At 65.6% G+C, this 12,608-nt stretch carries 13 protein-coding genes, 1 tRNA gene and 2 pseudogenes; 10 read left to right on the forward strand and 6 right to left on the reverse strand.

The window, feature by feature from the left end:
• Window positions 1-93 precede the first annotated feature (93 nt).
• Both GJ631_RS07415 and GJ631_RS07420 read right to left on the reverse strand, forming a co-directional pair.
• Window positions 94-1,227 carry a DUF63 family protein gene (locus GJ631_RS07415; protein WP_156708543.1) on the reverse strand — a complete coding sequence of 378 codons (1,134 nt, stop codon included), beginning with the start codon at window positions 1,225-1,227 and terminating at the stop codon, window positions 94-96.
• A 67-nt stretch (window positions 1,228-1,294) separates the two neighbouring features.
• Window positions 1,295-2,086: an inositol monophosphatase gene (locus tag GJ631_RS07420; RefSeq protein WP_156708544.1), complete on the reverse strand. Its 792-nt coding sequence runs from the start codon at window positions 2,084-2,086 to the stop codon at window positions 1,295-1,297.
• A 65-nt stretch (window positions 2,087-2,151) separates the two neighbouring features.
• Between GJ631_RS07420 and GJ631_RS07425 the strand changes: the two genes are divergently transcribed.
• Both GJ631_RS07425 and GJ631_RS07430 read left to right on the forward strand, forming a co-directional pair.
• Window positions 2,152-2,415, forward strand: coding sequence for a hypothetical protein (locus GJ631_RS07425; RefSeq protein WP_156708545.1), 264 nt, complete (start codon window positions 2,152-2,154; stop codon window positions 2,413-2,415).
• A 39-nt stretch (window positions 2,416-2,454) separates the two neighbouring features.
• On the forward strand, window positions 2,455-2,769 hold the full coding sequence (locus GJ631_RS07430; protein WP_231753918.1) for a DUF3006 domain-containing protein: 315 nt from the start codon (window positions 2,455-2,457) through the stop codon (window positions 2,767-2,769).
• 127 nt (window positions 2,770-2,896) lie between these two features.
• On the opposite strand, the gene GJ631_RS07435 is transcribed toward GJ631_RS07430, so the two are convergent.
• Window positions 2,897-2,980 (reverse strand) — tRNA-Leu (locus GJ631_RS07435).
• A gap of 91 nt (window positions 2,981-3,071) precedes the next feature.
• Here GJ631_RS07435 and GJ631_RS07440 point away from each other — a divergent pair.
• The 3 genes from GJ631_RS07440 to GJ631_RS07450 are packed head-to-tail and all read left to right on the forward strand — an operon-like array spanning window position 3,072 to window position 4,643.
• Window positions 3,072-3,521, forward strand: coding sequence for a hypothetical protein (locus tag GJ631_RS07440; protein WP_156708546.1), 450 nt, complete (start codon window positions 3,072-3,074; stop codon window positions 3,519-3,521).
• 9 nt (window positions 3,522-3,530) lie between these two features.
• Window positions 3,531-4,010, forward strand: coding sequence for a DUF309 domain-containing protein (locus GJ631_RS07445; RefSeq protein ID WP_156708547.1), 480 nt, complete (start codon window positions 3,531-3,533; stop codon window positions 4,008-4,010).
• A gap of 42 nt (window positions 4,011-4,052) precedes the next feature.
• Window positions 4,053-4,643, forward strand: coding sequence for an AsnC family transcriptional regulator (locus tag GJ631_RS07450; RefSeq protein WP_156708548.1), 591 nt, complete (start codon window positions 4,053-4,055; stop codon window positions 4,641-4,643).
• Here the strand turns inward: GJ631_RS07450 and GJ631_RS07455 are convergent.
• Complete coding sequence (locus GJ631_RS07455; protein WP_156708549.1) at window positions 4,640-4,837, reverse strand: heavy-metal-associated domain-containing protein; 198 nt, start codon at window positions 4,835-4,837, stop codon at window positions 4,640-4,642. The genes GJ631_RS07450 and GJ631_RS07455 overlap by 4 nt on opposite strands.
• A gap of 185 nt (window positions 4,838-5,022) precedes the next feature.
• On the opposite strand from GJ631_RS07455, the pseudogene GJ631_RS07460 reads away from it, so the two are divergent.
• Window positions 5,023-7,564: pseudogene (locus GJ631_RS07460) on the forward strand (heavy metal translocating P-type ATPase).
• 54 nt (window positions 7,565-7,618) lie between these two features.
• Window positions 7,619-8,278: a 2,5-diamino-6-(ribosylamino)-4(3H)-pyrimidinone 5'-phosphate reductase gene (locus tag GJ631_RS07465; protein WP_156708550.1), complete on the forward strand. Its 660-nt coding sequence runs from the start codon at window positions 7,619-7,621 to the stop codon at window positions 8,276-8,278.
• Between the two features lie 27 nt (window positions 8,279-8,305).
• Here GJ631_RS07465 and GJ631_RS07470 read toward each other — a convergent pair whose 3' ends face one another.
• Together GJ631_RS07470 and GJ631_RS07475 are read right to left on the reverse strand one after the other, a co-directional pair.
• Window positions 8,306-8,590 (reverse strand): hypothetical protein, encoded by a 285-nt coding sequence (locus GJ631_RS07470; protein ID WP_156708551.1) that lies wholly within the window; start codon window positions 8,588-8,590, stop codon window positions 8,306-8,308.
• 69 nt (window positions 8,591-8,659) lie between these two features.
• On the reverse strand, window positions 8,660-9,697 hold the full coding sequence (locus GJ631_RS07475) for an NAD(P)/FAD-dependent oxidoreductase (protein ID WP_156708552.1): 1,038 nt from the start codon (window positions 9,695-9,697) through the stop codon (window positions 8,660-8,662).
• A 137-nt stretch (window positions 9,698-9,834) separates the two neighbouring features.
• Between GJ631_RS07475 and GJ631_RS07480 the strand changes: the two genes are divergently transcribed.
• The 3 genes and pseudogenes from GJ631_RS07480 to GJ631_RS07490 form a co-directional block, all read left to right on the forward strand.
• A complete protein-coding gene (locus GJ631_RS07480; protein WP_156708553.1) occupies window positions 9,835-10,797 on the forward strand; it encodes a ribonucleoside-diphosphate reductase in 963 nt (320 codons plus the stop codon).
• A gap of 60 nt (window positions 10,798-10,857) precedes the next feature.
• The gene (locus GJ631_RS07485) at window positions 10,858-12,315 is read left to right on the forward strand and encodes an RtcB family protein (protein WP_156708554.1); all 1,458 of its coding nucleotides are present in this window, start codon (window positions 10,858-10,860) and stop codon (window positions 12,313-12,315) included.
• Window positions 12,312-12,608: pseudogene (locus GJ631_RS07490) on the forward strand (hypothetical protein); the annotation flags it as partial. The gene GJ631_RS07485 and the pseudogene GJ631_RS07490, both read left to right, overlap by 4 nt.

Here is a 12,608-nt window from a genome sequence, read left to right on the forward strand (position 1 = left end):
AAAACCCAGTCGTTAGTCTATCGTTCTCGCCAACAGTAACGGGTCGCTTACTCGGGGTAGTGAATTGATAATACTCCTCCTGAGAGTACCTGCTCAGATGCCCAGCGTCGCCCGAAGCATATCCCGAGTTCCAGGGCCGAGACCGACCGCGAGGATAGCGATAAGCAGCAGGTAGGCGTACCGGGGACTTTCCTCGAAGATTTCCCGGTCGAACACCCAGACGACGGCCACCGCGGCGGCGACCTTGATGAGGAGGAACGGCCAGACCGTGCCGATGGCGTCGGTGAGCCACTCCGGTTGGATAATGCCGGTGTAGCGGTCGACGGCGGCGTTGACGACGTGTTTCGAGCCGTACTCGACGGGGAGACCGAGTTCGTCGTGCCAATCGAGGCTCAACACGTTGGCGAGGCCGTCGACGGAGTGGCCCCAGACGACGAGGATTCCCATCGCTCCGGTACCGGCGTTGATTTGCGGCGCGTATCGCTCTGAGAGCACCCAAAACGCCGCCGCGATGAGCGTCGCGCCGACGAGAACGATGACGGCGACGGCGGGGTAGAAGCCGACGAGGTCGGAGGTCGCAGAGACGTACAGGAGGACGGTGAGGGTGGCCGCGAGTGCGACTGCGCCGACGCCCCCGAGTGCGGGTTCGAACTCGTCGATGACGCCACGCTTCGACAGCGAGATGGTGCCGACGAGGGCGGCGAGCGTGATGGCGAACATCGTGAAGTAGATGAACGGGCTGATGATGAGACCGACAGTGGGGAAGGGAATGAGCATCTCCGCGCCTTCTCGGACGAACGTGGCGTTGACGTCCTCGACGACCCGGAGGGCGCCGCCGAACAGCATGAACGGGAACAGCGCGAAGTAGAACCGCTTGGACATTCGCACGTCGAGTCGGCGAAGCAACAGCAACACCCCGACGAGCATGAACACGAGGACGATGGCGTAACTCACCGTCGAGACGACCGTGTAGCCGGGTGTGGCCACGATACCGTCGGCGCCGGCACAGGCGGTCTGTCCGTAGAGCCGTTCGGTCACGCCGCCGTTGCGAACGGCACACGTCGCGCCGTGGGCGTCCGCGTCGACTGGCCCCCAGAAGTATCGCCACAGGAACCCGTCGTAGACGCGTCGCGGGAACGCCAGCGAGCCGACGACCAACGCGACGATGCCACCGAGGAACGTCGCCAGCCACGCACGTTCGAGGTCGAGTCCGTCGGACAACTCCATGTCCGAATCCCCGGCTTGTGGTGTTTTCACCCTTCCGGTCGCTGGCGAGGGCCGCACACGGGCGGGGTTATCGAACGTCTTCGGCTTCCCGGGCGGCCGCCAGCACCGCGTCGTGGGCTTGGCCGTTGGAGGCGACCAGTCCGCGGCTGTCGTGGCGCCAGGGTTCGCCGTCGATGTCGGTAACGACGCCGCCTGCGGCCTCGACCAAGCCGACGCCGACGAGGCTATCCCACGGCATCACGTGGACGTTCGTAATCACGCCGTCGACGGCACCGGCCGCACACAGCGCGAGTTCGAGTTGAGCCGAACCGAACCGGCGCATGTCGCCGAATCGCTCGACGATACCCGCACAGGCTGCGGCGTACTCCTCGCGGCGGTCGAACTCCCACCAGACGGTCGGGACGACGACGAACTCCTCGGGGTCGGTTCGGTCGCTGACCGACAACTCCTCGCCGTTCTGATACGCCGTCCCCGAATCGAGGAGGTATGTGTCCTCCAGCACGGGACAGACGGTCGCTCCGGCTTGTGGTTCGCCGTCGACCGTCGCCGCGACACTCGTCGTCCACGTCCGTATTCCCCGAACGAAGTTGTTCGTCCCGTCGATGGGGTCGACGACCCACGCCGGGCCCGCGTCGGGGACGGCGCCGAGTTCTTCGTCCTCTTCGCCGACGATGGGGTCGTCGGCGTAGCGGTCCCGAATCGTCGAGACGACCTGCGCCTGGGCGTCGTGGTCGGCTTGTGTCACCACGTCCGTCTTCTGTCCCTTCGTCTCGACGGCGATGCCGTCCCGGAACGACCCCGAGGCCACCGCCGCGCCCGCCTCGGCCGCCCGCAGGGCACAGTCCGCACGCTCGCTCATACCGGGACTCCGAAAGCGGCGCGGAAAGCGCCACCGATTTGCCGACCCGATTCGCTGTATCGGGTATGAACACTCTCGCAAAGCGCATCCACAACATCACGCCCCGTGACGTTCGACTGACGTTCGAAGACGACTCGACAATCGTCTTGGAGATGCGCTCGGCGGAGTTCTTCCAGGAGGCGTTTCAGGCCGAGGGCGTCGACAGCGAGGGAACGACTTACCGACTAGTCACCGACGGCGAAGACGACCCTCTCGTCGCCGGCCGCGAGACAGACGACGGGTGGGCCTCTGTCGGCGAAATCGTCGGCGTCGAAGCGGCCGAGGACTGACCCCGAGTTTATGTAGGAAAACGCGGCCACCTTGCCGCGATGCGCTCGATACCTGCGCTCGTGCTAGTCGCACTGCTTTCGATGACGCTCCTTTCCGGGTCGGCAGTCGCCGCCGACGCTGGGGACACTGCCGTCGTCGACCAAGTCGGCGAGGAGTACGCACTGATTTTCGTCGAGGAGGGCGGCCAACAGGAGGGCCGACTCGTCGAGACGACCGAGCTGCCCGAAGAGGGGCGGCACGCAAACGCCGTCCTTCGGGAAGTCGACGGCGAGTGGACCTACGACGAAGCCGAAACCGAACGACGATACGAAGCCGCACAGAGCCGGTTCGACGAACTCTCCGAGGACCTGTAGCCGCGGCTACTCGTGCGGTTTCGTGAGGAATCTTGCGAGGGAAGGCCGCTCCAAGAGCGGTCTTCCGCATGTTGCGTCTCGCGGCACGGGGCCGCGAAACGCTTTCGAGGCGCGTGACGCCTCGCCATGCGAGGGAAGGGATTTGAACCCTCGGACCTCTACAGGAGCGGATCTTGAGTCCGCCGCCGTTTCCGGGCTTGGCTACCCTCGCACGCAACCGTTCGTGGGAGAGGCGTCGGGTAAAGCGTTGCGTCTTTCGGTCGAACCGCGCGACCGAAGTACCCGGAGCCGAAACGTTCGGTATGGCCATCGCTCCACACCTCGTCGAGGAAGACGGCGAACTGAAACTCGACGTCTCCGTCGGCCAGTCCGGCCGCCGGCAGTTCGCGCTGTCGGACCGCGCGGTAACGATGCTCGTCGACGACCTCGGCTACGGCAACCGCGATGTCGTTCCGTGGGTGACGACGAAGACGCTGGCGCTCGGCGGCGGCGCGTACCTCTACGACGAGAAGACCGACGCCCGGGAACTGGCGTGGTCGATAACCGGCGCCGACGGCGGCAAACGCGCCTCGGAGGCGGAACTCCAGCGCCTCGCGGAGTACCTCACGAGCGTCGAAATCGACCAACACGCCGTCGAAACCGTCGAAGAACACGTCCGCGAGAGTCCACTGTCGAGGGTCATGTCGCCCGACGACCTCCGGAGCAAACGCCAGCGAATGAACGGCCTCCGGGGCATCGCGAAGGACCTGTAGGTTCCGACGATGGACGACCACACCCGTGATTCGAGCGTCGACCCGCCGGCCGGCAACCCGACGGGCTGGCGCTCCGACGGGCAGTGGGAACACGCCACGCTCCGACGGGCGACCGAACACGGCGTCCGCCTGTACAACTCGACGGCGTTCCACGAGTCACACGACTGTTTCGAAGCGGAGTGGTACAACTACGGCCGCGGCACCACTGAGAGCAAGTTCCTCCACGGGATGGTGCAAGTCGCCGCCGGCGCCTACAAGCACTTCGACTTCGAGGACGACGACGGGATGCGGTCGCTGTTCCGGACGGCGCTCCAGTACTTCCAGGGCGTGCCGGCCGATTTCTACGGCGTCGACGTACTCGACGTTCGGACCACGCTCACCAACGCGCTCCGGGACCCGACGGTCCTCCACGGGTGGCAGATACGCTTCGACGGGACGTTTCCCGAGGCGCGCGAAGCGGATTTCCGCTATGCCGAAGGCGTCGACTGACGGCGGCGCAAGCCGTTTGTGGCCCGGCACCAAATCGCCGGTATGCGCGACCTCGACGAAACCGACAGGCAGTTGCTTCGGCTGTTGCTCGACGACGGGAGACGACCGTACAGCGATTTGGCCGAGGAGGTGGGGCTGTCGGCGCCGGCCGTGAGCGACCGCATCGACCGCCTCCGAGAGTTGGGCGTCGTCGAGCGCTTCACCGTCGATATCGACCGTTCCCGACTCAGCGATGGCGTTCGCGTCGCCGTAACGCTCGATGTGACGCCCGGCGAAACCACGGCGGTCCGGGAGGCGCTCGGCTCCGTCGACGGCGTCGAACACGTCTTCGCGACCGCCGATAGCCGACTGTTCGTCGTCGCGTCGGTACCCGACGGCGACGTGGAGCGACATCTCGGAGCGGCGTTCGACACCGGCGCAATCGAATCTGTGTCGGTGTCGCCGCTCGTGGCCGCCGACTGGCATCCTGCGTTGGGCGAGGCGACGCTCGGGTTGGAGTGTGCCGAGTGCGGCAACACCGTCACCAGCGAGGGCGTCACCGCGACGCTCGACGGCGAACGCTACGAGTTCTGCTGTGGCTCCTGTGAAGCGCGGTTCGTCGAGCGCTACGAGGAACTGAAAGAAGGGGCCTAGGCCGACGCCTCGTAGCCGGCATCGTCGACGGCCGCGACCAGGGCTTCGGCGTCGGCGTCACCCTCGACGACGACGGTCCCGGACTCGTGGTCGGCCTCGACGCCGGTGACGCCCGCGACGCCACGAATCGCTTCCTCGACGTTCGCTTCACAGCCGTCACACGCCATGTCTTCGACGCTCAGTGTCGTTCCCATATCCAGTCGTACGGCACTGGCGCTATTGCCGTTTTCCCTTTTGAAAACGCAATTTGGTTCGGTATCTGTGTTTGGTTTCGAAAGTTTCGGGTGTTGTAGTGGCCAGTATCCGAGGGACAAACCGCATCAACGAGGGGCACGTAGGGACATCCATGACCAGACGTGAGCGCATCGGCGTTGGCGGGATGCACTGTGCGACGTGTTCGGAGACAATCGCCGACGCGGTCGAGGCACTCGACGGCGTCTCGGAAGCGTCGGCGAACTACGCGACCGACGATGCGACCGTCGAGTACGACCCCGGGGAAGTGTCGCTGTCGGCTATCTACGAGGCCATCGAGTCGGCTGGCTACGACCCCACTCTCGAACGCCGAACCATCGAAATCGTCGGCATGCACTGTACGAACTGCTCGGAAACCGTCGAGGACGCACTCGATAGCCTCCCGGGCGTCGTCCGCGCTGACGTGAACTACGCCACCGACGAGGCCACCGTCGAGTACAACCCCGAAACGTTCTCGCTGGACACCGCTTACGAGGCCATCGAGGACTCGGGCTACGAACCGGTTCGAGAGACCGACGGCGACGACTCGACGGAGGACGCCGGTGAGTCGCCCGCCGAACGAGAACTCCGGAAACAGCGCCGCCTCGTCATCGGCGGCGGCGTCCTCACCGCGCCGTTCATCTATCTGATGGCGACGATGGTGACGCCGCTTCCGCGGCCGGAGTCGCTGTTCGGCGTCGATTTCGGGATTATCGAGTTCGCCATCGCGACGGCGCTGATGGCGACGCTGGGCCGGGAGTTCCTCGTCGGCGCCTACAAAGCCACCCGCAATCGCACCGCGAACATGGATACGCTTGTCGCCGTCGGTACCAGCGCGGGCTATCTGTTCAGCACGGCCGTCCTCGTCTTCAGCCTCCCCGCGGGGCTGTACTTCGAGGCCGTAGCGTTCATCCTGTGGTTCATCACCGTCGGTAACTGGCTCGAGGCACGCTCGAAGGCCCAGGCCTCCGACGCTCTCAAGGAGTTGTTGCAGATGGAAGCCGAGGAGGCGACGGTCATTCGCGACGGAGAGGAAGTCACCGTCCCGCTGTCTGAGGTCGAAGTCGGCGACCGGATGAAGGTCCGGCCCGGCGAGCGGATTCCGACCGACGGCGTCGTCCGCGATGGGCAATCCGCCGTCGACGAGTCGATGCTCACCGGCGAGTCCGTCCCCGTCGAAAAATCCCCCCGGCGACGAGGTCGTCGGGTCGACGGTCAACGAGAACGGCGTCCTCATCGTCGAGGCGACGAAAGTCGGCTCCGATACCGCCATCCAGCAAATCGTCCGCCGGGTGAAGGAAGCCCAGTCGCGACAGCCCGACATCCAGCGAGTGGCGGACACCGTCAGCGCCTACTTCGTCCCCGCGGTGTTGATTAACGCCGTCGTCTGGGCGACGCTGTGGTATCTGTTCCCCGGACAGCTGTACGGAATCGTCGAGGTGCTTCCCTTCGGTCAGGTGGGTGGCGGCCCGGTCGTAGGCGGCGTCCCGCTGTTCGAGTTCTCGATGATAGTGTTCGCTTCGGCGGTGCTCATCGCCTGTCCCTGTGCCCTTGGGCTCGCGACCCCCGCAGCGACGATGGTCGGCTCGACCATCTCCGCGAAGAACGGCGTCCTGTTCAAGGGCGGTGACGTGCTCGAACAGGTTCGAGAAGTCGATGCGGTCGTTTTCGACAAGACCGGCACGCTCACCGAGGGCGAGATGTCCCTGACCGATGTCGTTGCCATCGAGGGAGCCGACGCTCCTCGCGCCGACGGGGGCGCGCTTCTGGAGCCCGAAATCGACGAGTCGTTCGTCCTCGAAGTCGCCGCGAGCGCCGAGTCCGGGTCGGAACACCCCCTCGGAGAGGCCATCGTCGACGGCGCCGAGGAGCGGGATATCGACCTCCAGCCGGTCGAGTCCTTCGAGAACGTCCCCGGAAAGGGCGTCCGAGCGACCACGGAGTACGGCGAGGTGCTGGTCGGCAACCGGGCGCTACTCACGGCGTCGGGTATCGACACCGGCCCCGCAGACGAGGCGATGGAACGGCTCGAACGCGAGGGCAAGACGGCGATGTTGGTCGCTGTTGGGGGGTCGGTCGTCGGCGTCGTCGCCACTGCCGACACCGTTCGCCCGACCGCAAAAGAAACCGTCGCGGCGCTGACCGAGCGCGACTACGACGTGTACATGATTACCGGCGACAACGAGCGGACGGCTCGGGCCGTCGCCGAGGAGGTGGGTATCCCCGCCGAGAACGTCCACGCGGGCGTTCTCCCCGAGGAGAAAGCCGACGAAGTTGAGGCCATCCAGTCGGACGGCATCCGGGCGATGATGGTCGGTGACGGCGTCAACGACGCGCCGGCGCTGACGACAGCCCACATCGGCGTCGCCATCGGGTCGGGAACCGACGTGGCGATGGAGGCCGCCGACGTGACGCTCATGCGGTCCGACCCCGCCGACGTGCTGAAGGCAATCCGGGTTTCGCAGGCCACCATCTCGAAGGTGTGGCAGAACCTGTTCTGGGCGCTCGGCTACAACGCGGCGCTCATCCCGGTCGCCTCGCTGGGCTTGCTGAACCCGGCACTGGCGGGTGCGGCGATGGCTGCCTCCAGCGTCTCGGTGATGTCCAACAGCCTCGCGTTCGCCCAGTACACGCCCGACCACGACTACGTCCCGTTGCCGTTGCGGCCCATCGCGGCGCTCCGACGGTAAGTCGGCGCCGGGTCGGACTACAGCCCTTTTGTCGTCGGCCATCGGAGACGTGGTATGGACGTGTTCGTCAACGCCGCGGTCAGCGCCGACGGCAAACTCTCCTCTCGGCGGCGCGAGCAAATCGCCATCAGCGGCGAGGCCGATTTCGCACGCGTCGACCGCCTGCGGGCGGAAGCCGATGCCGTGATGGTCGGCGTTGGAACCGTGTTGGCCGATGACCCTTCCTTGGTCCGCCACGACGAGGACCACCGCAGGTCGGTTCGCGGTGCTGAGGCCGACCCACCCGCCCGCGTCGTCGCGGACTCACGGTGTCGAACGCCGGCTGATGCTGCCGTACTCGATGGCGACCGCGAGACGTACGTGTTGACGAGCGAGGCGGCGCCGACCGACCGACGTGACCGTCTCGAAGCCGCGGGCGCCACCCTCGTCGTCGCGGGGGCGGAGCGAGTCGACCTTCCGCGAGCGTTCGACGCTCTCGAAGCCGAGGGCATCGAGCAACTCATGGTGGAAGGCGGCGGCGAACTCATCTTCTCGCTGTTCGAAGCCGGCCTCGTCGACGAGTGTTCGGTGTACGTCGGGAACCTCGTTATCGGCGGCCGTGAGGCGCCGACGCTGGCCGACGGCGAGGGGTTCGTCGACGACTTCCCTGAGTTGGAACTCGACGAGGTAGAACGAATGGATGATGGCGTCGTCCTCTACTGGACGGTGCCGTAATCCGCGTCAGGGCTGAAAACGAGTCGTCTAATGCTGGTGGCCGGTCAGCTCGGCGTAGGAGGCACCGAAGCGGTCCTCGAAGAGGTCCATCGTCTGTTCCTCGATGGCCTCGTACTCCTCCGTGTCACCGCCCTCGGCGTGGTGGACGGTCGCGTGGATGCGCTGGGCACAGGAGAACAGCGCGAGGTCGCCGACGATTTCGGCGTTGGACTCGTCGTTTTCGCGCATCAAATCCAGCATCTCGGTGGGAAGGGTCACTTCGTCGTCGCCGTCGGGGCCGTCGATGTGTAGGGTAACGGTTTCGTCTGCCATACTGTCGCTTCCACGTGCCGACAAAAGGGACTTCCGGTCGGATGCGTCGCTGGTGCCAGCGCGTCCGGTTCAGTCGTCCGCCGCTGCGGCGTCGGCCGTCTTCTCGGCGCGCTCTAACTCTTCGAGGTACTCGTCGGCGTCGATGGCCGCCTTACAGCCCATCCCACCGGCGGTGATGGCCTGCTGGTAGTGGTAGTCGACAACGTCGCCGGCGCCGAAGATGCCGGACACGTCCGTCTTCGTCTGTCCGCCGCCGGAGCCGCCGAGTGTCTGGATGTAGCCGGTATCGTCCATCTCGACGCCGGTACCCTCGAGGTAGTCGGTGTTCGGGGTGTGGCCGATGGCCATGAACACGGCGCCGACCGGGAGGTCGAACTGCTCGGTGTCGGGGTCGTCGAGTTTCTCCTTCGGGTACCCCTCTGGGTTGCGTGCGAGGCGGACGCTCTCGATGCCTTCCTCGGCGGTCCCCTCGATTTCGAGGAGTTCGGTGTTCGTCATCACCTCGACGGCACCCTCCTCTTCGAGTTCGCGGATGCGGTCGGTCCAGTAGTCCTCCGCGCGGAACTCCTCGCGGCGGTGGGCGATGTAGACGGTGTCGGCGAACTTCGTGAGGAAGGCGGCCTCCTCACAGGCGGCGTCGCCGCCCCCGACGACGAGCATGTCCTCGCCGCGGAAGAACGCGCCGTCGCAGGTGGCACAGGTGGAGACACCGTAACCCATCAACTCGTCTTCGCCGGGGACGCCGAGAGTGCGAGCGGAGGCGCCGGAGGCGGCGATGAAGGCGTCGGCGGTGTAGACCGTGCCGTCGCGCAACTCGATGCGGTGCGGTTGGCCGGGTTCTACGTCGACGATGACGCCGTGGTCGATTTCGGCGCCGAACTGCTCGGCCTGCTCTTTCATGTTGTTGACGAGGTCCGGGCCGCCGATGCCGTCGGGGAAGCCGGGGTAGTTCGCCACGTCGGTCGTCAGCGTCAGTTGCCCGCCGGGTTCTGGCCCCTCCAACACGAGCGGGTCGTTGTTCGAGCGGGCGGCGTAAATGGCCGCCGTGAGTCCTGCGATACCGGAACCAGCGATGACGAGTCGACGGTGTTCGGCGTCCTCGGTCATGTCGGAACGTAGCCTTCCGTGGGGTATGTAAGTTGTGCTGTGGGGTGTCGACCGCACACGTTCTGCCGGTGCCCACTTGTTAAACGGGCGTCGTATGCAGGGGGAATCGGTTTGTATGTGTGCATCTATCATGGCATATGACCCAGATACGGGACACCAGTCGTGAGATGCGCATCGACCCAGACTCCTTCGCCGGCGGCTACTTCCGGAACGCGGTGTATCGACACTGGGACCCCTACGAGGACATCTCCGAGGAACTGTTACAGCAGGACCGACAGCGCCTCATCGACTCCGACATCGACTTCGAGCAGTTCGAAGCGTTCCGCGCCTCCGTCGCGAAGTTCGGTGCCGGCGAGGAGGCGGTCACGGAGGACCTCGCGCCCTTGATGCTCACGCTGGAAGACATCAACGACCAGATGTTCGTCTCCTCCCAGATTTATGAGGAAGCCAAACACACCCAGTTTTTCGACCGCTACTGGCGGACCGTCATCAATCCGGTCGCCGAGGCTAAAGAGTGGGAAGTCACCGCCCCCACCGACCAGCGATACTTCCCCGAGGAGTACATCGAATTGTTCGACCGGACCGAGGAGGCGATGCACCGCCTGCTCGAAGAGGACACGCCCGAAAACCGAGCGAAGGCGTTCTGCCACTACCACCTCGTCGTCGAGTCCGTGCTGGCTCAAACCGGCTATTACGGCCTCCAAGCCACTTTCAGCGACGCCGGTCCCGACGACTGGGGCGAGGAGGCCGATACCGAAGACATCTACCTCGACGGCCTCATCGAGGGCATCACGCGCATCCGTTCCGACGAGGGCCGCCACGTCGGGTTCGGCATGCACAAAGTCCAGCACCTCATCGCCGAGGAGGGCGTCGACCCCGACATCGTCCAGGGGATTCTCACGGACCTCCTGCCGCTCGTCGCCGGCACCGTCCAGACGGAGTTCGACACCGGCGCCGACCCCGCGCCGCTCATCGAGTACGCCCAGGAGAAGCTCTCGAAGCGCATCGAAATCATCACCGACGCCGACGCCGAGTTGCCGCCCGTCGAGGAACTCGTGAAAATCGAAGGCGCCGACGACCCCGCACCTGCCGACGACTGAGCGCCGCCCGAGACGCCGACCGGTCGTAACTTATTGGACCGCTCGCGTCGAACTCCGGGTATGACCACGTTCGACGCGGGCGACGTGACGCTGCACAAGGTCCGCGACTACGTCTGGGAGATTCCACCCGAGGGCGGCATGCGCGTTCCAGCGCGGGTGCTGGCCAGCGAGGAACTCCTCGAAGAGATTTCGGAGGACAAAACGCTCGAACAGCTGCGGAACACGACGCATCTCCCCGGCGTCACGAAGTACGCCCTCTGTATGCCCGACGGCCATCAGGGGTACGGCTTCCCGGTCGGCGGGGTCGCGGCCATCGACGCCGAAGACGGCTGTATCTCGCCCGGAGCAGTCGGCTACGACATCAACTGCGGCGTCCGGATGGTGAAAACGAATCTCACCTACGACGACGTTCAGGGTCACGAGGAGGAACTCGTCGACGCGCTGTTCGACGCTGTTCCGTCCGGACTCGGTGGCGGTGGCGTCGTCGAGGGCGATTCCGGCACCGTCGAAGCCGTCCTCGAACGCGGGATGGATTGGGCCCACGAACAGGGGTACGCCACGGCCGACGACCTCGCACACTGCGAAGACGAGGGAGTCCGCCACGACGCCGACGCCGCGGCGGTCTCGAAGAAGGCCAAAGACCGCGGCCGCAACCAACTCGGTTCGCTGGGGTCGGGCAACCACTTCCTCGAAGTCCAGCGGGTCACCGACATCTTCGACGAAGAGATAGCCGACGCCTACGGCCTCGAAACCGACCAAATCGTCGTCCTCATCCACTGTGGCTCCCGGGGACTGGGCCATCAGGTCTGCAACGACTACCTCCGTGACATCGAACAGGCTCACAGCGGCCTGCTGTCGCAGTTACCCGACAAGGAACTCGCGGCGGCGCCGGCGGGGTCGCAACTCGCCGAGGACTACTACGACGCGATGTGTGCCGCCATCAACTTCGCGTGGGTAAACCGACAGCTCATCACCCACCAGACGCGGGAAGTGTTCGCCGACGTGTTCGGTCGGCCGTGGGAGGAGTTGGGCATGGAACTGCTGTACGATGTTTCCCACAACATCGCGAAGAAGGAGGTCCACGAAATCGAGGGGGAAGACAGGGAGCTGTTCGTCCACCGAAAGGGCGCGACGCGGGCGTTCCCGGCGGGCCGAAACGAGGTGCCGAAGGCCTACCGAGACGTTGGCCAGCCGGTCATCATCCCCGGGAGCATGGGCGCGGGGTCGTACGTCCTCTGTGGCGGTTCGGAGTCGATGGGCCTCTCGTTCGGTTCGACGGCCCACGGCGCCGGTCGGCTGATGAGCCGAACGCAGGCGAAAAGCGAGTTCTGGGGTGGCGACGTACAGGATGACCTGCGCGACCAGCAGGTGTACGTCAAGGCCCAGAGCGGCGCGACGATTGCCGAGGAGGCACCGGGCGTGTACAAGGACGTAGACGAGGTGGTTCGCGTCAGCGACGAACTCGGTATCGGTGACAAGGTCGCCCGTGTCTACCCGGTCTGCAACATCAAGGGATGAGTTCCTTCGAACTCCCCTTCGGCGATGGGACCATGTCGGTCGACCTTCCGGACTGCGACGTGACCGTCGCAGAGCCACCCGGGGGCGAGGCAGTCGAGGTCCGACCGGCCGCGGAGGCGGCCCTCGCCGACCCCCTCGGCTCCGACTCGCGACGCTCGTCGACCCGACGACACGGTCGCAATCGTCGTCACCGACATCACCGCGCGACGCCGGACGGCGTCCTCGTGGACCTCCTGCTCTCGGAACTCGAACGCGCCGGCGTCTACCGCGAACCAGGTGACTGTCGTCGTCGG

It is taken from the genome of Natronomonas sp. CBA1123 (genome assembly GCF_009741925.1).
In the GTDB taxonomy this organism is placed as follows: Archaea; Halobacteriota; Halobacteria; order Halobacteriales; family Haloarculaceae; genus Natronomonas.

What these genes read in the sequence shown, in the direction of transcription:
- GJ631_RS07455 (WP_156708549.1), bottom strand. Translation starts at nt 4,837, where the DNA reads ATGGGAACGACACTGAGCGTCGAAGACATGGCGTGTGACGGCTGTGAA.
- GJ631_RS07430 (WP_231753918.1), top strand. Translation starts at nt 2,455, where the DNA reads ATGCGCTCGATACCTGCGCTCGTGCTAGTCGCACTGCTTTCGATGACG.
- GJ631_RS07440 (WP_156708546.1), top strand. Translation starts at nt 3,072, where the DNA reads ATGGCCATCGCTCCACACCTCGTCGAGGAAGACGGCGAACTGAAACTC.
- GJ631_RS07450 (WP_156708548.1), top strand. Translation starts at nt 4,053, where the DNA reads ATGCGCGACCTCGACGAAACCGACAGGCAGTTGCTTCGGCTGTTGCTC.
- GJ631_RS07420 (WP_156708544.1), bottom strand. Translation starts at nt 2,086, where the DNA reads ATGAGCGAGCGTGCGGACTGTGCCCTGCGGGCGGCCGAGGCGGGCGCG.
- GJ631_RS07445 (WP_156708547.1), top strand. Translation starts at nt 3,531, where the DNA reads ATGGACGACCACACCCGTGATTCGAGCGTCGACCCGCCGGCCGGCAAC.
- GJ631_RS07475 (WP_156708552.1), bottom strand. Translation starts at nt 9,697, where the DNA reads ATGACCGAGGACGCCGAACACCGTCGACTCGTCATCGCTGGTTCCGGT.
- GJ631_RS07415 (WP_156708543.1), bottom strand. Translation starts at nt 1,227, where the DNA reads ATGGAGTTGTCCGACGGACTCGACCTCGAACGTGCGTGGCTGGCGACG.
- GJ631_RS07470 (WP_156708551.1), bottom strand. Translation starts at nt 8,590, where the DNA reads ATGGCAGACGAAACCGTTACCCTACACATCGACGGCCCCGACGGCGAC.
- GJ631_RS07425 (WP_156708545.1), top strand. Translation starts at nt 2,152, where the DNA reads ATGAACACTCTCGCAAAGCGCATCCACAACATCACGCCCCGTGACGTT.
- GJ631_RS07480 (WP_156708553.1), top strand. Translation starts at nt 9,835, where the DNA reads ATGACCCAGATACGGGACACCAGTCGTGAGATGCGCATCGACCCAGAC.
- GJ631_RS07485 (WP_156708554.1), top strand. Translation starts at nt 10,858, where the DNA reads ATGACCACGTTCGACGCGGGCGACGTGACGCTGCACAAGGTCCGCGAC.
- GJ631_RS07465 (WP_156708550.1), top strand. Translation starts at nt 7,619, where the DNA reads ATGGACGTGTTCGTCAACGCCGCGGTCAGCGCCGACGGCAAACTCTCC.